Annotated in this window: 9 protein-coding genes, 2 tRNA genes and 2 rRNA genes; 4 read left to right on the top strand and 9 right to left on the bottom strand. The window is 37.6% G+C overall.

Annotated elements, in window-relative coordinates:
* Nucleotides 1-157: 157 nt before the first annotated feature.
* The 5 genes from BTR34_RS04765 to BTR34_RS04785 form a co-directional block, all read right to left on the bottom strand.
* A 23S ribosomal RNA gene (locus tag BTR34_RS04765) occupies nt 158-2,987 on the bottom strand.
* 207 nt (nt 2,988-3,194) lie between these two features.
* A tRNA-Ala gene (locus tag BTR34_RS04770) sits at nt 3,195-3,271 on the bottom strand.
* A 144-nt stretch (nt 3,272-3,415) separates the two neighbouring features.
* Nucleotides 3,416-3,489: transfer RNA gene (locus BTR34_RS04775), tRNA-Ile, on the bottom strand.
* 180 nt (nt 3,490-3,669) lie between these two features.
* A 16S ribosomal RNA gene (locus BTR34_RS04780) occupies nt 3,670-5,194 on the bottom strand.
* Together the 16S and 23S rRNA genes with 2 tRNA genes alongside form the textbook arrangement of a ribosomal RNA operon.
* 591 nt (nt 5,195-5,785) lie before the next feature.
* Nucleotides 5,786-7,777 carry a putative porin gene (locus tag BTR34_RS04785; protein ID WP_068484493.1) on the bottom strand — a complete coding sequence of 664 codons (1,992 nt, stop codon included), beginning with the start codon at nt 7,775-7,777 and terminating at the stop codon, nt 5,786-5,788.
* 168 nt (nt 7,778-7,945) lie between these two features.
* On the opposite strand from BTR34_RS04785, the gene BTR34_RS04790 reads away from it, so the two are divergent.
* Both BTR34_RS04790 and BTR34_RS04795 read left to right on the top strand, forming a co-directional pair.
* Nucleotides 7,946-12,220: a thrombospondin type 3 repeat-containing protein gene (locus tag BTR34_RS04790; RefSeq protein WP_235843197.1), complete on the top strand. Its 4,275-nt coding sequence runs from the start codon at nt 7,946-7,948 to the stop codon at nt 12,218-12,220.
* Complete coding sequence (locus BTR34_RS04795; RefSeq protein WP_068484489.1) at nt 12,217-12,942, top strand: hypothetical protein; 726 nt, start codon at nt 12,217-12,219, stop codon at nt 12,940-12,942. Before BTR34_RS04790 ends, BTR34_RS04795 begins: the two co-directional genes overlap by 4 nt.
* A 60-nt stretch (nt 12,943-13,002) precedes the next feature.
* On the opposite strand, the gene BTR34_RS04800 is transcribed toward BTR34_RS04795, so the two are convergent.
* The 4 genes from BTR34_RS04800 to BTR34_RS04815 all read right to left on the bottom strand — a co-directional run bounded on the left by BTR34_RS04800 (nt 13,003) and on the right by BTR34_RS04815 (nt 19,151).
* Nucleotides 13,003-13,713 (bottom strand): hypothetical protein, encoded by a 711-nt coding sequence (locus tag BTR34_RS04800; protein ID WP_068484487.1) that lies wholly within the window; start codon nt 13,711-13,713, stop codon nt 13,003-13,005.
* 158 nt (nt 13,714-13,871) lie between these two features.
* Nucleotides 13,872-14,609 carry a hypothetical protein gene (locus BTR34_RS04805; protein ID WP_068484485.1) on the bottom strand — a complete coding sequence of 246 codons (738 nt, stop codon included), beginning with the start codon at nt 14,607-14,609 and terminating at the stop codon, nt 13,872-13,874.
* A 13-nt stretch (nt 14,610-14,622) separates the two neighbouring features.
* A complete protein-coding gene (locus BTR34_RS04810) occupies nt 14,623-16,065 on the bottom strand; it encodes a RagB/SusD family nutrient uptake outer membrane protein (RefSeq protein WP_068484483.1) in 1,443 nt (480 codons plus the stop codon).
* A gap of 20 nt (nt 16,066-16,085) precedes the next feature.
* Complete coding sequence (locus BTR34_RS04815) at nt 16,086-19,151, bottom strand: SusC/RagA family TonB-linked outer membrane protein (RefSeq protein WP_068484481.1); 3,066 nt, start codon at nt 19,149-19,151, stop codon at nt 16,086-16,088.
* A gap of 208 nt (nt 19,152-19,359) precedes the next feature.
* On the opposite strand from BTR34_RS04815, the gene BTR34_RS04820 reads away from it, so the two are divergent.
* Both BTR34_RS04820 and BTR34_RS04825 read left to right on the top strand, forming a co-directional pair.
* Nucleotides 19,360-19,947, top strand: a complete 588-nt coding sequence (locus BTR34_RS04820; protein WP_068484479.1) for a ribonuclease HII — start codon at nt 19,360-19,362, stop codon at nt 19,945-19,947.
* 37 nt (nt 19,948-19,984) lie between these two features.
* On the top strand, nt 19,985-22,441 hold the full coding sequence (locus BTR34_RS04825; protein WP_068484477.1) for a hypothetical protein: 2,457 nt from the start codon (nt 19,985-19,987) through the stop codon (nt 22,439-22,441).
* The last annotated feature ends 63 nt before the right edge of the window (nt 22,442-22,504 follow it).

The following is a 22,504-nucleotide window of genomic DNA, read 5'->3' on the forward strand; positions in this document are numbered from 1 at the left end:
GATATATCCGACCGCGGCCTTCGCCGCAATATCGTTGACATGAATGGAACAGGATTCCTATAAAGGAAAGAAGCACTTATATTAAAAAGTATGTTTCGGTATAAAAAGAAAGAAGTAAAGATCGTTGCCGCCTCCTTCCGAAGAAGGAGGCAAGCGTTCGCGCAAGCCTGACGGGCAATTAGTACTACTCGGCTACGGACATTACTGCCCTTCCACCTATAGCCTATCAACGTGGTCATCTCCCACGGCCCTTTAAAGAAATTTCATCTTGTGGCCGGTTTCGCGCTTATATGCTTTCAGCGCTTATCCGATCCCGACATAGCTACCCAGCGATGCTCCTGGCGGAACAACTGGTGCACCAGCGGTCAGTCCGACTCGGTCCTCTCGTACTAGAGTCAGATCCACTCAAATTTCTAACGCCCGCAGTAGATAGAGACCGAACTGTCTCACGACGTTCTGAACCCAGCTCGCGTGCCACTTTAATGGGCGAACAGCCCAACCCTTGGGACCTTCTCCAGCCCCAGGATGTGACGAGCCGACATCGAGGTGCCAAACCCCCCCGTCGATATGAGCTCTTGGGGGAGATCAGCCTGTTATCCCCGGCGTACCTTTTATCCTTTGAGCGATGGCCCTTCCATGCGGAACCACCGGATCACTATGCTCTTGTTTCCAACCTGATCGACCTGTATGTCTCTCAGTCAAGCGCCCTTGTGCCATTGCACTCTACACACGATTGCCAACCGTATTGAGGGCACCTTTAGAAGCCTCCGTTACTCTTTTGGAGGCGACCACCCCAGTCAAACTACCCACCACGCACTGTTCCCTCTTGGAGGGTTAGGCCCCGGACAAGCAAAGGCTGGTATTTCAACAATGACTCCACCACACCTGGCGATGCAGCTTCAAAGTCTCCCAGCTATCCTACACATTGCTTGACCAAGGTCAATACGAAGCTATAGTAAAGGTGCACGGGGTCTTTTCGTCCCACTGCGGGTAACCGGCATCTTCACCGATACTACAATTTCACCGAGCTCATGGCCGAGACAGTGTCCAGATCGTTGCACCATTCGTGCAGGTCGGAACTTACCCGACAAGGAATTTCGCTACCTTAGGACCGTTATAGTTACGGCCGCCGTTTACTGGGGCTTCAATTCAATGCTTCTCCCCGAAGGAATGACATCTCCTCTTAACCTTCCAGCACCGGGCAGGTGTCAGGCCCTATACTTCATCTTTCGATTTTGCAGAGCCCTGTGTTTTTGATAAACAGTCGCCTGGACCTCTTCACTGCGGCCCCCCATAAGGGGGCGACCCTTCTCCCGAAGTTACGGGTCTATTTTGCCTAGTTCCTTAGCCATGAATCTCTCGAGCGCCTTAGAATACTCATCCCAACCACCTGTGTCGGTTTACGGTACGGGCTGCTTCACTCGCTTTTCTTGGAAGTCGATATGCTGGATTATCACCTTGACCGTAGTCTCGGTGTACTATCGGGGCGTTACCGCTCCCTTCAACGTACAATTCCGTCTGTACGCACCAACTTCTCGCCTCCGTCACTTTTAGCGTGAGCAGGTACAGAAATATTAATCTGTTGTCCATCCACTATCCCCTTCGGGTTCGCGTTAGGTCCCGACTGACCCCCAGCTGATTAGCATAGCTGGGGAAACCTTGGTCTTTCGGCGTGCGGGTTTCTCGCCCGCATTATCGTTACTTATGCCTACATTTTCGTTTGTAACCGCTCCAGCATCCCTCGCAGGTACGCCTTCGACGCAGTTACAATGCTCCCCTACCCCTCATATAAATATGAAGTCACGGCTTCGGTGATATACTTATGCCCGATTATTATCCATGCGGAACCGCTCGACCAGTGAGCTGTTACGCACTCTTTAAATGAATGGCTGCTTCCAAGCCAACATCCTGGCTGTCAATGCAGTTCCACCGCGTTATATCAACTTAGTATATACTTTGGGACCTTAGCCGGTGATCTGGGTTCTTTCCCTCTCGGACATGGACCTTAGCACCCATGCCCTCACTGCGCAGAAACATTTTATAGCATTCGGAGTTTGTCAGGAATTGGTAGGCGGTGAAGCCCCCGCATCCAATCAGTAGCTCTACCTCTATAAAACTATCTACACGCTGCACCTAAATGCATTTCGGGGAGTACGAGCTATTTCCGAGCTTGATTGGCCTTTCACCCCTACCCACAGGTCATCCCAAGACTTTTCAACGTCAACGGGTTCGGTCCTCCACTATGTGTTACCACAGCTTCAACCTGCCCATGGGTAGATCGCACGGTTTCGCGTCTACTACTACTGACTATGGCGCCCTATTAAGACTCGCTTTCGCTACGGCTCCGTTCCTGAAGAACTTAACCTTGCCAGTAAAAGTAACTCGTAGGCTCATTATGCAAAAGGCACGCCGTCACCCATATGGGCTCCGACCGCTTGTAAGCGTATGGTTTCAGGATCTATTTCACTCCGTTATTCACGGTTCTTTTCACCTTTCCCTCACGGTACTGGTTCACTATCGGTCTCTCAGGAGTATTTAGTCTTGGCGGATGGTCCCGCCGGATTCATACAGGGTTTCACGTGCCCCGCACTACTCAGGATACCACTATCTTAATGCTCTTTGCCTATACGGGACTATCACCCTCTATGGTCGCTATTTCCAAAGCGTTCTAGTTCATTGCACATCGAATGTCGTGGTCCTACAACCCCGCTGTTGCCGAAACAACAACGGTTTGGACTAATCCGATTTCGCTCGCCGCTACTATCGGAATCACTTTTGTTTTCTCCTCCTCCGGGTACTTAGATGTTTCAGTTCCCCGGGTTTGCCTCCTTGCGGATACTATATCTTCAATATAGTGGGTTGCCCCATTCGGATATCTACGGATCATATCGTGTGTGCCGATCCCCGTAGCTTTTCGCAGCTTATCACGTCCTTCCTCGCCTCTGAGAGCCTAGGCATTCCCCATACGCCCTTTTCCAGCTTGTCGCCAGATCTTTAATCTATTCTATCTTATTCGTACTCTTTACTTAATAAAGATTCGTGTTTCTTTCTTTTTTAGTCGGTAAAACATTAAAATGTCTTACCTCCTGTTCCAATATGTCAATGAACGATCGCGAGTCGCGATAGACAATTAAATCATCTATGCTAATCACTGCAAGCACTAAAGACCTTATTTCATATCTTCAGGCATTGCCTGGTGGAGAATATCGGAGTCGAACCGATGACCTCCTGCGTGCAAGGCAGGCGCTCTAGCCAGCTGAGCTAATCCCCCATTTATTTTAGTTATGAGTTATTAGTTAAGAGTTATGAGCAATAACTCTTTTAACTCCTCAACTTCTAAAATTTCCTTCAATATTTCAACCTTAATGAACGTTCGTACTTCGTACATCCTTAATTTGTACCTCGTACTTTTCAGTAGTCCCAGGCAGACTCGAACTGCCGACCTCTACATTATCAGTGTAGCGCTCTAACCAGCTGAGCTATGGGACTGTCCCTACTCTTTCCTCTTCAGTATAAATACCTCGCAGAAAAAGCAATTACTTATATATCATAATCATGGAGATTTTTTTATTCGAACATTCATTATAGAAAAACATTATTAAATCAAAAGACCGGGACCGTAGTTCCATTTTACTTCGCCAGGGACTGTCATTATATGACAATCTCTAGAAAGGAGGTGTTCCAGCCGCACCTTCCGGTACGGCTACCTTGTTACGACTTAGCCCTAGTTACCGATCTTGCCCTAGGCCGCTCCTTACGGTGACGGACTTCAGGCACTCCCGGCTTCCATGGCTTGACGGGCGGTGTGTACAAGGCCCGGGAACGTATTCACCGGATCATGGCTGATATCCGATTACTAGCGATTCCAGCTTCACGGGGTCGAGTTGCAGACCCCGATCCGAACTGTGACAGGTTTTATAGATTCGCTCCGCCTTGCGACGTGGCTGCTCTCTGTACCTGCCATTGTAGCACGTGTGTGGCCCAGGACGTAAGGGCCGTGATGATTTGACGTCATCCCCACCTTCCTCACGGTTTGCACCGGCAGTCCCGTTAGAGTCCCCATCATGACATGCTGGCAACTAACGGTAGGGGTTGCGCTCGTTATAGGACTTAACCTGACACCTCACGGCACGAGCTGACGACAACCATGCAGCACCTTGCAAATTGCCCGAAGGAAAAGGTATCTCTACCCCTGTCAATATGCATTTAAGCCCTGGTAAGGTTCCTCGCGTATCATCGAATTAAACCACATGCTCCACCGCTTGTGCGGGCCCCCGTCAATTCCTTTGAGTTTCATTCTTGCGAACGTACTCCCCAGGTGGGATACTTATCACTTTCGCTTGGCCGCCCAGGTCTCAAGGACCCGGACAGCTAGTATCCATCGTTTACGGCGTGGACTACCAGGGTATCTAATCCTGTTCGCTCCCCACGCTTTCGTCCATCAGCGTCAGTATATAGTTAGTCACCTGCCTTCGCAATCGGTGTTCTATGTAATATCTATGCATTTCACCGCTACACTACATATTCCGGCAACTTCACTATAACTCAAGACAATCAGTATCAAAGGCAATTCTATAGTTGAGCTACAGACTTTCACCACTGACTTAACTGCCCGCCTACGGACCCTTTAAACCCAATAATTCCGGATAACGCTCGGACCCTCCGTATTACCGCGGCTGCTGGCACGGAGTTAGCCGGTCCTTATTCTTACGGTACCGTCAGTAGGGTACACGTACCCTTTTTTCTTCCCGTATAAAAGCAGTTTACTACCCATAGGGCATTCTTCCTGCACGCGGCATGGCTGGATCAGAGTCTCCTCCATTGTCCAATATTCCTCACTGCTGCCTCCCGTAGGAGTCTGGTCCGTGTCTCAGTACCAGTGTGGGGGATCCCCCTCTCAGGGCCCCTACCCATCGTAGTCTTGGTAAGCCGTTACCTTACCAACAAACTAATGGGACGCATGGCCATCTTCTACCGCCCGAAGGCTTTAACCGTTGGTCGATGCCGATCAACGGTACCACGGGGCATTAATCCAAGTTTCCCTGGGCTATTCCCCTGTAGAAGGTAGGTTCCATACGCGGTGCGCACCCGTGCGCCGGTCGTCAGCGGAGCAAGCTCCCTGTTACCCCTCGACTTGCATGTGTTAGGCCTGCCGCTAGCGTTCATCCTGAGCCAGGATCAAACTCTTCATCGTTGTTTTGTAAATATTCGTCCCAACGAAGTCAAAATCCCTCCCGGCCCCGACTCTCGATTCAATTCCTTTATATATGTCTTGCGACACACTAAATTGTATGTTTCCTTAATTCTTGTTCCTCTCGCCCAGGTCCTCACCCGAACTCGATTCTTATCTCCACAATATTTCAATGAACTTCTATCAACTCAGCTACAAATCTTTCGATTTTCTCGCCTCGTTTCCCTTAGGTGTCTCCCTAAGCGGGTGCAAATATACAACTGTTTTTTAACCCGGCAACTTTTTTCGAAAAAAATATCCTTTCTTTTTTAAGCCGAACCAATCAACACATATATGAACGTTTCCCAAGCCCCGATTCCAAATAAATCTTCCTCGTTAGCGGGCTGCAAATGTACACCCTATTTCTAAACCAACAAGACTTTTTTAAAGAAAAATATGAAGTTTTTTAACCTAAACCATACAACATTGATTTACTGTTATTTACACATCCAATAAGACGTAATCACAGTAATGTGCTTAAAATCAAGATTCTGCATATGGAACGAAAACACAATGCGCACAATATCAATCAATTAAATACACCCTAAACCAATCCTAAGAAAAGAAATTCCATACCAGACCAAAGCGTATTACAAAATCCCGATAAGGATAACCAGGAGAAGAATAATAATCATAACCCGTAAAGGAAGAGTTGAAGTGCTCCGCCTTTAAATAAATCCTTGTCTGCTTTATACGCGCATTAATGAAGAAGTCTAATAATGGATAACCACCTAATTCCTCCTTATTCTGTGTGTAAAATTCACCTAACATAGGATTATAGCCATTCATATTATAACTAGAGAAATACTTGAAAGTTACACCTGTTTGCAAATACATAGCTTTCTCGAATACATCTGATGAAAAATACAGCGTGTTTCTAGTTATTATTTGGGGTAAATTCATCACTTGTTCATCTTGTGTTACATTTTGATACATGACGGTGTTATTCAACGCAAACTTCCCAACCCTAAATTCCTTTTCATATTTGGCTTTCAGATATGAAATACCACTATTTTCTTGTAATGGTTTTATGTAGGCATTTTCCAATCCATCTTCTATAACAGTTGAAGATACTGGAGCGAAATACGTATAGTTATCAATATTGCTATACTTAAGCATTAAATTACCCCACTTTTTAGAATTCAATTCCCCTTTAAGGCTACTTACTCGTTCTTTTTCAAAAAGTTTACTATTATCCCAATTATAATTTAAATATTCACTTTGGTATAATAGGTAGTTGAAATTGGGTAAGCTAGAGGAAGTATGCAGTGTAAACTTCAATTTATTATTTTCATTAATATTATATGCAGCCTCAACGTTTAATAGGTTACCGGTTAGATTCCCCGAAATGTTATATTTTAAATCCGCATTAAAATCAAAACCACCAATGCGTTTTTCATACTTACCCCCTATTCCTAATTCGGTTCCGTTTAATCTGTTTGGAATAACAGTACCATCCTCTCTTGTAAACTGACTATTAAAGTAGTAATCATAATTATATATGTTAACACCTCCTGTTAATTTACCTAAGGTTTTATTATAAAACTCAGCATTGAGTTCATTATAAAATGTTTTTAAATATGCCTTATCATCTATAGGGCTAATTATAACATCACCAAAAAGAGTATCACTTGAAGACTGAATAAACTGATAGTATTTCGTTTCATAATCAAAAACATGCCCTATTGACAGAGATGTCTTTTCAAACCGAGTAGAATCTAATTGTTTCCTAACCAATTTATACACATGATCTAGATAATATCTTTTACCTAAGATTTTATTATCTGCATTATCCAAAAGCACATCGACCCTTGGTCTATTAATGAAGTCTGGATCACCTGACTCAAACTGAAGTTCTTTTTCCGCTAAGCCACCATTTTCTTGAGAAAGAATATTCTGTGCCGCTATATGTGCTCTTAAAGCATATCTGCCATTTTTTGATGAATAATTAGTAGTTGTTGTAAAATTTCCTGATTCAATTTCACTATTATTATACTTACCAAAAGAACGATGACCTATATACCCTATTGAAAAATTAAGCCTGCGTGAGGTATTAAAAGTTAGATTAGCATCTAACAACTGACCTTGTTCTAGGGTTGTTTTAAAAAACAGCTCAGTCATTGGAGTGGCGACATTATAATAAGCAATTTGCTCTTTTTCCAAATACTTTCTATCCTTAGCAGTAGCTCCCAGACTTGGATACATATTTACCCTTTCCAAATCTAACCCCAGTGAATTATATGCCTGTCCAATATTTGAAAAAGGCATTAACTCAAAATCATCCTCTCTTAGATAATTATATTTATATTCTTTTTGAATGGTAAGGGTAGTATCTAAAAATGTAGTGTCTCTCTGAAAAGAAATTATTTTGTAATCTTTAATTGTAAGTCCAACGGTATCTCCCTTTATTTTCGCTAACGGTTTTATGGGTTTGGCTTTTCTATCTACAAAAAGCGAATCTGATTTTTTATCTTTTCTTTCAACCTTTTCTTGCGACAGAATAATTGAAGTGGAGAAAAACATTAAAACTATAATTATATATTTCATGAAACTTGGTTACCCTTGCAAAGTTAATTTTTTTGTTGCTAAATAAATGTGAAAGTTTAATTGTCATTGACAATCCACATTTTAATGGAAGTATAATTGAAAATTAATTTTAACCATATATAATTTAGATTAAAGAAATATTTTTCTGATTTTTATAAAAAAATGTTAATGAAACAATTGTTCCTCACAGTAATCGCTCTTTTAGCGTTTGTTAATTCTTATGCGCAATTCAATGAAAATGCGCCTTGGATGAAAGATTTAAATGAAAATAACACTACTTCAAAAAAATCTCAAAAAAGGTATTCTTTAGAGGAAATATCTAATTCATTTAACAAATATTGGGCTGATAAGGACTATACTAAAAAAGGAAGTGGTTTTAAGCCTTACAAAAGATGGGAAAATTATTGGAGCTATTATCTTGATAAAGATGGTTATCTACCAACTTCGAAACAATTATGGAAATCATGGAAAAATAAGCAAGCAACTACGGGCAAAGCTTTAAACCCAATTGCAAATTGGAGTTCCATTGGTCCTTTCACCCATGACACCTATTCGGGTGCCTTATCTGGTCAAGGTAGAGTAAATGCTATTGCAGTTGACCCAAACAATACGAACATATGGTATGTAGGCGCACCTGCAGGGGGAATATGGAAAACAATAGACAATGGATCTTCATGGGTCAATTTATTTGATGATTTCCCGCAAATAGGTGTTTCTGGCATAGCTATTGACCCTAGTAATTCTGACATAATATATATTGCTACCGGTGATGATGATGCCGCAGATTCATATAGTATAGGTGTGTTTAAATCTATAGATGCCGGTAATTCATGGAACGAAACTGGATTAAACCCAAGTACATCAACCCCAAACTTACTAATGAATGAGATTACTATTGATCCTACAAATTCTAATATTATTTGGGTTGGAACGAATGATGGTTTACAGAAATCTATTGATGGTGGCAACACTTGGGAGGTGAAACAAGAAGGTAATATTCAAGACTTTAAATTAAAACCAAACTCTCCAAACACTATTTATACCGTTACTTCTAATACTTTTTCCAAGTCTACAGATGGCGGTGCTACTTTTACCCAGATCACAAATGGATTACCGGCCAGTTCTGGACGCTTAGTAATAGGAACCAGTATTGCCAATCCGTCGGGAGTTTATATTCTTAGGGCATTGACAGGAGCTAGCGCTTTTGCCTTCGGCGGCATATATAAATCATTGGATAGCGGAAATAGCTTTATTAAAACAGCTAGTGAACAAGACATTTTAGAATCTGACCAAGCTTGGTTTGACCTCGCCATAGAAGTATCACCTTCAAATTTTAACGAAGTTTATACCGGTTGCCTTAATGTGTGGAAAAGCACAAATGGTGGAGATACCTTTATTAGAGTAAATAGGTGGAATATAAGTGACCAGGGATACACCCATGCCGACATACATACAATAAAGATGTTTAACAATAAAGTGTATGTAGGTAGTGACGGAGGCATTTATATGTCCGAAAACGGTGGAAGTACTTTTAAAGATTATACGGCAGGTATTTCTATTAGCCAATTTTATCGAATTTCTGTAGCTAAGAACGATGCTGGCAAAATTACTGGTGGTTTACAAGATAACGCAGGTTTTATTCGCGATCAAGGGCAATGGAATGTTTTTACTGGAGGTGATGGCATGGATTATGAAATTGACCCTAATAATAGCAGTCTAGTTTACGGATTTGTACAATTTGGCGGTAGTCTTTTTATTTCATCTGACTCTGGCCAATCTGTCGGAGTAGTAGCTGCTCCAAACGATGCAAACGGAAATACAATTCAAGGAAATTGGATTACGCCCTTGGCTATTGGTCCTGACGGCTCTGTATATGCAGGTTTTGACGCCCTTTATAAACTAGAGAATAATCAATGGGAAAAAATATCCGCATCTATTGGTTCTGGCAATATTGATGATTTAGAAATTGACCCACAAGACCCTGAAACTATTTTTGCAGCAGAAAGTAACATATTGTATCGAAGTCGCAACGGTGGTGCTACTTTTAGCCTTATTAAAGTAATGGATTCTGAAATTTCAGATATTGCCATTAACAATAACAATAGTAATATTATTTATTTAACCACTTCGGACAGAGTAGGCATTAGACAAAGTGACCAACCAACGGAAAGAGGTATTTTTAAGATAACAATAGGTGAAAGCGAAACGACTTCTGAAAATATCACATTTGACATACCTATAGATCAAGCGTTTTTTTCAATAGCACATCAAGGTAGGCATACAGATAATCCAATTTTTGTAGGTACAAGTCTTGGGGTATATCGTTTGGATGACTCATTAACAGAATGGGAAGAATATTATTCTAATTTACCAAGTGTCGCAATTAGTGATATTGAAATAAATTTAGATGGGGAGAAAATTATAGCTTCAACATACGGTAGAGGAGTTTGGGAATCACCTATACCTATTCAAGTTCCAGAAAACGAAATTAGACTAGTATCCATTACACCAAACTCAAATGACGTTATTTGCACTGATCTTACACCAACAGCCACTTTACAAAATCAAGGATTAAATGAAATTACCTCTATTGATATCGAATACTCTTTCAACGGAAATGAGATTCAAAATTTTGAATGGACCGGTAGTTTATTAAGTGGTGAAAGCATAACCATTGATTTACCAATAGAAAATTCATTAAACTTTGGTATATCTACAATTGAATTAACCGCATCAATTGCCAACGACTCATATAACGACAACAATACCTTGAATAATCGTTTTTTCACAAACAAATTAGAATCTGGAGGAACTATTAATTCTTTTGAAACGGAATCTGAATCATTAATTACATACAACGACGGCAATTCTGGTACCGTATGGCAAAGAGGTGTGCCAACAGGTACCAAATTAAACACGACAACATCGGGCACTAGTGTTTATGGCACCAACTTAAGCGGTGATCACCCAAATAGTACAAAGGCAATATTATTAAGCAATTGCTATGACATGACTACAATTATTGCTCCTGTACTTAAATTTAACATGGCATATGAACTTGAACTAAATTTTGACATTTTATATGTAGAATATTCAATAGATAGTGGAGAAAAATGGGAAACATTAGGCACTATCGACAGTGAACCAAATTGGTATAACAGCAATAGAACCAATGCCAACTCTGAAGAAGCTGACGATTGTCAAAATTGCCCTGGTGCACAATGGACTGGGGAGAACACGGTAATGACTGAGTATGCCTATGATTTTAATCTTAATGCTTCTAAAGGTGAGCAAGATTTAACTGGTGAAACAAATGTCTTATTTAGAATTATATTTCAGTCAGATCCAGCGGTTACCGAAGAAGGTGTTATTATAGATGACTTAGTTGTCGACGGTTTAACAGACGACGAAGACGATGATAATGACGGCATTTTAGACACTATTGACAATTGTCCGTTAATCGCAAATGCAAATCAATTAGATACTGACAATGATGGCGAAGGTGATTTTTGCGATACAGATGATGATAATGATGGTATTTTAGATGTTGATGATAATTGCCCTTTAATTTCCAATCCGAATCAAGAAGATGATGACCTTGACGGTATAGGTAATGTATGCGATGATGATAGTGATAATGACGGTGTGCCAAATACTATCGACCAATGTAATGACACCCCTAGTGGCACTATAGTAAACACTGATGGATGCGAAGTTTTTTCTTTACCTAATACTAATTTTCAGATTTTGACTACGGGAGAATCATGTAGCTCAAGCAATAATGGGAGTATTTCAATTACTACGGCCAATACAACCTTTATCTACAATGCCTTTTTAACTGGCTTAAACAGTACAAGTAATGCAAGTTTTTCTGATGAAAATACATTTTCTGATTTAGCTGCTGGCAGTTACCAATTATGTATAACTGTAGAAGGCCAAGGGGAATACGAAGCCTGTTTTGACCTAATCATAGCAGAACCAGATTCACTATCAGTAGGTGCAAAAGTTAATTCCTTGAATGATGAAGTAACTCTTAGCTTTTCTGGTGGAGAGGTCTACACCATTTTCTTAAATGAAAAAATGTATACTACAACGTTAAAAGAAATTACACTACCACTTGAAAGCCCTACAACAAATATATCTGTCAAAACAAATTTAGAGTGTCAAGGTGTTTACACTGAAAAAATAATACTTAGTGATAATTTATTCATTTACCCTAACCCTATATCCGGAGGAGATTTAACCATTTACCTTGGCTCTAATGCTTCATCTGAAGTCACCATTTCATTATTTTATGTAAATGGCATAACTATTTTAACCAAAGAAATGAAGCCATCTAATAATGAAATTAAGCTTAGTGTGGACGGTTTGTCTGCCGGAGTCTATATTTTAAACATTAAATCTGGCGATACCCTTTCTAATTACAAAATTATAAGAAAATGAAAATATTAAAATATATAACTATTTTGTTTTTCTCTAGCGCACTACTAGTTTCATGTGGTGGTGGTTCTAGCGATGAAACTCCCGTTGACCCTATTGTTCCGGTAGTTTTAGACCCTAACGAAGCTACTTTAGTTTTTCCTGAAGATAATACTGAATGTAATGAAGGTGTTGTAAATGCAAATGACAGCTCTAAAAGCACGGTTACATTTGAATGGACTAATTCAGAAAATACTGATTCTTATGAAATAAAAGTTAAGAATCTTGAAACAGGAAGTATTACCACTGCAAGTTCAACAACTAATCAGAAAGCGATTAGCATTAACAGAGGCTCCCCATATGAATGGTACGTTATATCACTTGTAAATGGCACCAGTTCAACAGCAACTAGTGAAACATGGTCGTTTTACAACCAAGGGCAAGGGATAGAAAATTATGCGCCATTTCCTGCTATTGCGATTAGCCCTTTAAGAGGTTCTACTATTTCTAACACTTCTACCACAACTACTTTAGAATGGTCAACTTCTGATGTTGATGATGATATCATTTCCTATGAAATTCTTTTTGACACAATAGAAACACCCACTACCTCTTTAGGTGTTACCGAAGACACCACATTGGAAGTAACAATTTCTCCTGGCAACATTTATTATTGGATGGTTATCACTAAAGATTCATTTGGAAATACATCAAATTCAGAATTATTTGAATTTAGAGTTGAATAATTAAAAAAAGCCAAAGAAGATAAATGTTTCTTTGGCCTTTTTTCAATTCATTACTTTTACTTAAAGTGTGTTGTAATAATTAAGAAAACTCACAACGTCTTTCTCTTGTCTTAAATTCAATTTATTCTCTTTAACATAAGCCTTCATTTCCCGCTCTTTTTCACCGGTCAACTCAAGTATATTCTTTTTCGTTAACCTAACCTTAAATGCATGATTGACTTCATTATCTTTTGACCCTCTTAAGATATAATATGAATTATTCCAAACATAAGTAGGCGGAACATACTTCTCATAAGATGTGCTGGGTCTTCTGGCTTGCTTCAATATAGCCTCTGGCTTAAATAACAATTTTAATTTACCTTCATTTAAATTTGTAAAGTAACTAGTTCTTACAGATTCATCTGAATCCTTATAGGTGTATATGTTATACGACCTATTCCCAATTTCAACGCCTATATAGGCTCGTTTTAAAAGTGAATAATAGGATGTTGATGTCTTATTGTCCAATATTTCTATTTCGTTTCTAAATGCATTATATCGCATTTTACCAATAAGTTCTACTTTGTTATTCACTATAACCTCGCCATGTACAAATTCATCATTTAGATACGGAGACCCTTTAGTTTTATCACTTTCTATCGTAGAACTACTGGATACAAAATTCATAATACCAGTTTCTGGACTTGCAGAATAAGCTTGCTGACCAAAAGTTGATGTTACACAAAGTAAGCCACAAAAAAGTATTGTAAAAGATTTTATATTTTCTAGCATATATTTTTTTTTTGAATTTAAAAGATAATTTTCGGTTAGTTGTTCTAATAACTGTTATTAAAAACTTAAATAATTTGTAAAACTATAAAAGAAAAAAAATCAGGCTAAATTGCTTTAGCCTGATTTTATTATTAAATAAACTATTTATTATAAACGTACTATTGATTTATACAAAACTCTTTAGCTTCAGAAGCACCAAAAGCACCACCACCATCAAGAACATTTAAAATAGAACAAGTAATAGTATAATTACCTGTTACTGTACCGTCAACTTGACCATCACCATAATCATCGAAAATGGTAAACGTATAACATCCATCTTCCAAGAAAACTTCTTGAGTATAGGTATCGCCTCCAGATACGTTTGCAAAAGGACCGTCTGATGCAACGACTGTGCCATCTGCATCTGTGATTTCCCAGGTAGTTTCTCCTCCATAAGTATCAGTAACTACAGTAACAACGATATCATTACAGATAATCTCCTTAAAATATTCAACTTCTAAGGTTTCATCAAAAGCTACGCCACCTTCCGGAGCCGTTAAGTTCACCACTAAGGTGTATACTTCCCCTTCTGTTAAAGGATCAAAATTTAACGATACATTTAACGTACCACTGTACTCCCCAGCAGGGATAGTCACAGATCCCAGTGCATAATTAGCAGCACCACCAACAGTACTTTCATCAACAGTTACATTGAATGATCTTTCAGTTGTAGAAACCGTAGTTACATTTACAGGTACTTCTAAAGACAAACCTTCGGTTGGTACAGAAACGTTGTATGCCGAAGTTGCAAATGAAACTCCAGTTTGTCCATTCTCATTATCAAATACTATATTCTCTTCTTCACAAGAAACAAAAGCAAATAGTACAGCTATTATTACTATATATTTTTTCATAATTATTTAAGTTTTAGTAGCCAGGATTCTGAACCATGTTTTGATTAGCATTAATTTCAGCAATTGGAATTGGTAATTGAAACCTGAAGTTATCAGCGGCCAATGTTGGAAAATCTGGAGGCGTACCAGTACCATCAATAACGTCACCCATAGTTGAACGCATAACTGGTTCTCCACGACGCTTTAAATCAAAAAATCTATGACCTTCAAAGGACAGCTCAACTCTTCTTTCGAACTGAATAGCATCTTCAAGCGCAGATCCAGTTTCACCACCTGAATAAGAAACATATCTTAAATCCCTAAGTTCATTTAGTGTTGACAAAGCATCTTGGCCTAGTTCGAATTGAGCTTCTGCTTTATTTAATAAAACTTCTGCAGCACGCATAACCTTAACATCAACACGACCGTTTACCTGACCTGTTTCTCCTAAAAATTTAGATATGGCATTATATTGATTATCTTGATTTATACCTACAAAAGAAATAACATCCTTTCTAAGGTCATTTTCGTCAATACTGTTGAAATAGTCAAAATCGAAAACATATTCTGAAATTGTTGAAGTGGAATTAGACTGGCTATACAAAACACCAACATTATTACCACTACTTTCGGTAGACGTATTAATTGCAAGTTTTACAACAATACCTGCTTCATTTGCATCAGTATATAAACCTTCAAGTTCTTCCGCAGTAGCTAATGGAACACTTACTTCATTAGCAGCGTTTACAACCTTTTGATATTCCCCGTTATAAAGGTAGACTCTAGATAGTAGACCATAAACACCGTCGGCATTTAACCTGCCTTGACCATTATCAGAATCTATTAAAAGACTTGCTCTTTCTAAATCACCAATAATTTCGGCATAGTTGCTGGCAACTGTTTCTCTAGCCGGTTCTGCAAAAGGATCTTCAGTATCCCCATCTTCAACTTTGAGGTAAACAACCCCTAGAGAAGCATTTGCATCTGCAGATTGCGTAGGAATCTTTGCATATACTCTTACTAAATCGAAATGAGCCCATGCTCTAATTGCTAAAGCCTGTCCTAGAATATTATTTTTTTCAGGACCGTCTGCTAAATTATCTATTTGTGCGATAACCAAGTTTGCAACATTTACAGCCTCATAAGCTTCACTCCAATATAAGTCAATAGCACCACCGGTAGCTGGTACATATCTATAGTTGTAATAATCACTATTTGACCTTCTTCCTGTTTGGGCTATAATTACGTTATCAGATAAAATATCTGGGATACCCTGTAGTCCAGAACCAGTTGAAGAATAGTAATTCCACAATTGTCTGTAAGCACCATCTACTCCATTTTGAAAAGCTGCAACACTATTAAAAAATGTCTCAGGATTACCCTGTGTAAATGGTTGTAGATCATTCAACTCATCGTCGCAGGACAAAAAGAACCCGAACGAAAATAAAAGAACTAATAATTTTATGTTATTTTTCATTTCTAACTTTTTTTTTGTTTTTAAAATCCTACTTCGACACCAAAAGTATATGACCTTGTGTTTGGATAGCTAAATAGGTTAAATGATCCTGGCACGAAACCAACATCTCCTGGCTCTCCTGATTCCGCAGAACCTAAACCAACTTCTGGATCACCATTAAAATCAGTAATAGTGAATAAATTTTGACCAGATAAAGAAAATCTTAATGAATTTATACCTATACCTTCAATAAAATCTCTAGGCATGTTATAATCCAATGTAAGCGTACGTAATCTTAGGTAGTCACCTTTCTCCAAGAATCTTGTAGAAGTTTGATCAGCTGTACCTTGAAACAAAGGACTAGGTAATACATCTGTATCTCCAGGTTGTTTCCAGTAATTAAATGCTTCTACTCTTTGATTGCTGTCAATATTACCTATTGCAATACCTTCCGATCGTTGGAAGTTATAGATATAATTACCGCCTTTGTATACGAAATCACCTCTAAGACCAAATCCTTTGTAAGAAAATGCAGTATAGAATCCACCTTCAAAATCAGCTACAGGAGATTTTCCTTCTTGTAATTGTTGAAAACCAGAACTATATTCATTGGTAATATTACCATCTAAATCGAAATATAAAGGCTCTCCATTTGCTGGATTAACACCTGCATATTCTACTGCATAGTACGAATTTATTTCTTCTCCTACTCTTAGTATGTTATCCCCAAAAGTACCTGTAACGATATCCTCACCGTCAACCAACTCAACAACTTTATTATCAATAAACGTAATGTTACCACCTAATGTCCATTTAAAGTTTTGAGTTCTAATCACATCTCCGCTTAAAGAAACTTCTATACCAGAGTTTTCGATTTCACCAATATTCGAGAAAATTGAATTGTTTTCGTCACCAACAGTATAAGAAATTGGACGATCCAATAATAAATCTTTAGAGTTTTTCTTAAAGTAATCAACAACACCATTTAGCCTATTATTAAACAAACCGAATTCAACACCAACATCGAATATAGCTTGAGACTCCCATTGAATTTGAGGATTACCCACACCAGCAGGCAAAGCAGTTGTTTGACCGTTATAGGTATTATTAAAATCTAACAGGTTTAAATACTGAAACTCTCCAATATTTTGGTTACCAGAAGTACCATAAGAAGCTCTTAATTTAAGGGTGTTAAAAATAGAGTTCTCCATAAAGCTTTCGTTAGCAATATTCCAAGCAGCACTACCACTATAGAAATAACCATACTTATTATCTGGACCAAACCTAGATGAACCATCACGTCTTATAGAACCTGAAACGATATATTTACCATCGTAATCATAATCTACGAACATACCTTGTGAAAATAAAATTCTTCTTGATTCTGAAGACCCGGCATCTGTGGGTTCTGCAGCTACGTCTAAATATGGAATATTCGGTGAAGGAAACCCTCTTGCAGTGGCAAATAAATCTGTTCTTATGTTTTCATTGTATTCTAACAGAAAGCTAGCAGAAAGATTATGTAATCCATTAAAGGTGTCAGTGTAAGTAAACACATTGTTTACGTTGTACTCAAAGTCAACAGCAAAATTATCCGTCTGCGACCCTGGAAAATTGGCATCACCAACAAAACCCTGTAAAACACCGCCAGCAATAGAACGGTTTGTTCTATTGAACCTATTACTAATTAAACCTACGCTAAAATTGTTCGTAAATTTTTCAGACAAAGTCATACCTGCCGATAAATTACCAATTAACAATAAGTTTCTATTGTCTTCTGGCTCTGTTTGAATTGCCAAAGCAATAGGAAAACCTGATCTAGTTGGATTGTAAACATTATTTCCTTGATCATCGGTTACGATACTACCATCGTCATTTGTTAAAAACAAAGGATCGTAAGGATTGTAGTCATACATAGCCCTAATCGGGTTTTGTACGTTGTTTCTATCTCTTGGCAAATCTGTTGTACTACGAGAAACCGAAACATTTGCTCCAATATTTAACCAATCTTTTGCCTGATAGCTTGTATTTAAACGAGCAGAAACTCTTTCAAAACCGTCAATATTATCAATAATACCAGTATTCTTATCATAACCTAAAGATAAGTAGTAGGTCAATTTTTCGTCTCCACCTGAAACTGATAAATTATTTGATTGAATAACTGAGTTCCTAAGCAATGCATCTCGCCAATCTGTATCCAATGCCGTTAATCTAGCAATATCAGCAGGAGTTGCGTTAGCACCAGGCATACTACCCGCTGCACCGACACCTAAAGCTGCATATTGACGCTCTAACTCCAATTTCTGAGTAGTGTTCATAATGTCGAAATTATTCGGTATCATTTCCCCATAACCATAAGAAGAAGAAAACTTAACCTTAGCATCACCTGCTTTACCTCTTTTAGTTGTAATTAACACAACACCATTTGCTCCACGAGATCCGTATTTAGAAACGGTAGCAGCATCTTTTAATATTGAGAACGACTCTATATCACTTGGATTTAAATTGCTAATTGGGTTAAAATCCCTTTCCGTATCAATAGGAATAGGAACACCATCAATTACATACAAAGGAGTAGTCTGTGCATTAATTGAACCAACACCTCTAATTTGAACGAATGCAGTATTACCTGGTCTACCATTGGCAGCAGTTACCTGTACACCCGCAGCTTGACCTTGTAAAATATTATCAATACTCGTTGATGGTACGAATGCTTCGATTTTTTCAGCAGATACTGTAGAAATTGCTGAAGTCGATAGCTCTTTTGATCTAGAACCATACCCAACTACTACTACTTCTTCCAATGCTTCTGCATCTTCTTGCAACTGTACATCTATAGTATTGGAAACACCAACACTCATTGTTACTGTTTTTTGACCTAAATAAGAAAATCTTAAACTCTTACCTTGTTCAACATTGATAGCATAATTACCATCAAAATCTGTTTGGGCACCATTAGTAGTCCCAACAACAACTACAGACACTCCAGGTAGCGGCAAACCGCTTTGATCGGTTACGACACCGGTCACTTTTTTTTCCTGTGCAAAGGAAAATGTCATGAAGAACACCAATAACGGCGTCAACATCCACGTCAACTTCTGTTTCATAAAATTTGTTTTTTGAATTAGCTTGCGGTAAAATTCCTAAAAAATACACTCCTTTCCAAAAACTATCTTAACCCAAAAAAATCAAATGTTAAAAACAAACCTCGTTTTATATAATTATTCTTAAATTTTAAATTTTAATGAAAAATACCTAAATATTTAACCTTTTTGCTGAATTTTAAATTCTAAATTTTAAGTTAAAAAAAACATAATGCTTTTTAAATTTTACAAAAACTCTAACGAAACAGGCACAGATGAAGCTGGAAGAGGATGCTTAGCAGGACCTGTTACCGCTGCCGCAGTCATTTTACCCGAGAACTTTGAAAACCAAATTCTAACAGATTCCAAGCTATTATCCGAAGGAAAAAGATCACTTTTAGAGCCAATTTTAAAGCGAGAATGTGTTACTTATGGTATTGCTCATATTCAACCTAGAATAATTGAGGATATCAACATTTTAAATGCTTCTATTTTGGCGATGCACAATGCCATAGAATTATTATCTAAAACTCCTTCGCATATTATTGTAGACGGTAATAAATTTAAAACATATAAGAATATAGAACATACCTGTATTATAAAAGGTGATTCAAAATATATGAGTATTGCTGCTGCATCAGTCCTAGCTAAAACAGCTCGCGATGCTTACATGCTCCAAATCCATGAAGAATACCCTATGTACAATTGGAAAAAAAATAAAGGATATCCAACAAAAGAACACAGGGCGGCTATTAAAAAATACGGGGCTACAAAATATCATAGAATGAGCTTTAAGCTTTTAGCCGACAACTTACCTTAGTTTTACAAATAGTATAACTTTGCACAAACTTCAACCTATGAGGCATACCATATTATATGCAACCATTTTATTTTTATGCATAACCTGTACAACTAAAGTAAAGACCGAAAATTCTATTCTAGATTTAGTGCCGCATAATGCCACTTTAGTTTTTAAAATAAATGATTTTGAAACATTAAAGAATGAACTTTCTACGAACGAGATACTGCAAAATTTAAAAGATTTAGAACCTTTTAAGGAATTAACAAACCTAATAGAACCATTAAACAATTTATCTCTCCAAGAAAAAGGTTTGCTAGCTATTTCTTATGTTGACAGCACCAAAATAGCATACACCTACATATCTAATGACAGCCTATCATTTGCAGATTGGGATATCCTTCCTAATAAAACCGTAAAGACACTTACTTACAATAACCTAAATATCACTAAATACCTCATAGACAATTCTTCTTTATTTAGCTCATTTATTAATGGATACTGGGTGTCTTGCTCATCACAAAAGATATTAGAACAGCTTATAGATTCAAAAGATGAACCTTTAATTAATTCTTCATTGAAAAAATTCTATTCTATATCTAATAAAGAAAAAGTACTTAATGTTTGGTTTAATGTTGAGCAAAATGAAAATCTAATCAACCATTTGCTAGGCCCAGACCAACACATTTCTAATTTCACAAGTTGGTTGTCTTTAGACCTTACTTTAAATGACACTGAAATTTTATTAAACGGAATTGCTCAACCAAATTTTGAAAAAAAACATCTGCTAAACCTTTTTAATACCACCAAACCAATTCAAAACAATACAGCCTCAATAATACCAAACGATGTACATTATTATAAATCTTATGGCTTTGATGACTTTAAAAAGGTTACAAATAATAAATTAACATTGGGTTTCACCGAAAGTACTTTAGATTCTCTATTAAATACGGTAGAAGAAATAGGAATTACCGAAGTAGAAAATGAGAAAATAATACTCTTACAAACTTATGGCACTGCAACTTTACTGGATTATATTAATGAGGAAAAAGTAGCCACAGAAGAATTTAGCGGGAATGAAATATGGGAGTTGAATTCCAATAGCAAATTATTTAAGTCCATAGCGCCTTTTATTGGAGATGCGTCCTTTACATACGCAAGTATCATTGAAAACACCTTTTTATTTTCAAGTTCTAAAAGTTCCCTAGAGACCTTAATGACTAAATACAAAAGTGGTGAAACCTTTAACAAAACAAGTCTTTTTAAAAATGCTGAAAACAAACTTACCTCCTCCTCTAGCATTTTAACTATTTCAGATTTAAAAGGTACTATAGATGTTTTAGAAGAATCCGTATCAAAATCGTTGGGAAAAATGTTTAATGCAAGTGATTTAAAAGACTATGTGTTTGGCTCTGAGTTTATTTCCGACGCCGGTTTTTACCATGCCAATTTTCTGATAAAAAAAATTACAGCCGAGGTTGAACAAAATAGCGTTACTCCAATTTTTGAAGTTCAATTTAAAACAGACCTTGCTACCCAACCCCAATTTGTAACAAACCATACCAATAGAAAAAAAGAAATTATTGTTCAGGACCAAGAAAATACGTTATATCTAATTTCGAATAGTGGGAAAATTTTATGGGAAAAAGAACTTTCTGGCACTATCCAAGGTAAAATACATCAAGTAGATCTTTTTAAAAATGGGAAATTACAATATGCATTTACTACAAATAATGAATTTTTAATATTAGATAGAAATGGAAATGAAGTAAAACCATTTACCATGAAATTCTCAGGAGGTAACTTAAACCCACTTGCCGTATTCGATTATGAAAATAAAAAGAACTACCGATTTATTGTAACCCAAAATAAGCAGGTTTTCATGTACAATAATAAAGGGGAAATTGTCAAAGGCTTTAAGTACAACACGGCTGAAGCTAATATCTTAGACGCACCACAACACTTTATAATTGGCATAAAAGATTATATCGTTTTTAAATTGGATAATGGACAATTAAGAATCACCAACCGGGTAGGCCAAACTAGAGTAACTGTAAAGGATAAATTTACTTTCTCCGATAATGATATAAAACTTTATCAAAACAAGTTTATTTTCACATCCATAGATGGCATTTTATATCAAATAGACACAAAAGGTACTATTTCATCAAGCAACCTAAATTTGGCAAAAGATCATGGTATGGACGCAACAACTCGCACACTTGCGGTCATGAACGATAATGTTTTACGTATTCGAGACAAAAAAATACAATTAGAACTTGGTGTATATTCAAAACCTACCATTTTTTATCTTAATGATAAGATTTACGTTTCGGTTACCGATATACAGAATCAGAAAATATATCTCTTTGATAGTCAAGCAGAATCAATTTCTAAATTTCCCATTTTTGGAAATTCGATTATAGATATGGCAGACATCAATAACAACAAAAAAGTGGAACTCGTTTTAAAAGACCAGGAAAATTCAATTAAGGTTTTTAAAATACGCTGACACAGTAATTTAAATATTTTAAAGGTAGTAATCTACCAATCATACATAAAACTCAAAATAAAC

The sequence above is a fragment of the Maribacter hydrothermalis genome (assembly GCF_001913155.1).
GTDB lineage: Bacteria > Bacteroidota > Bacteroidia > Flavobacteriales > Flavobacteriaceae > Maribacter > Maribacter hydrothermalis.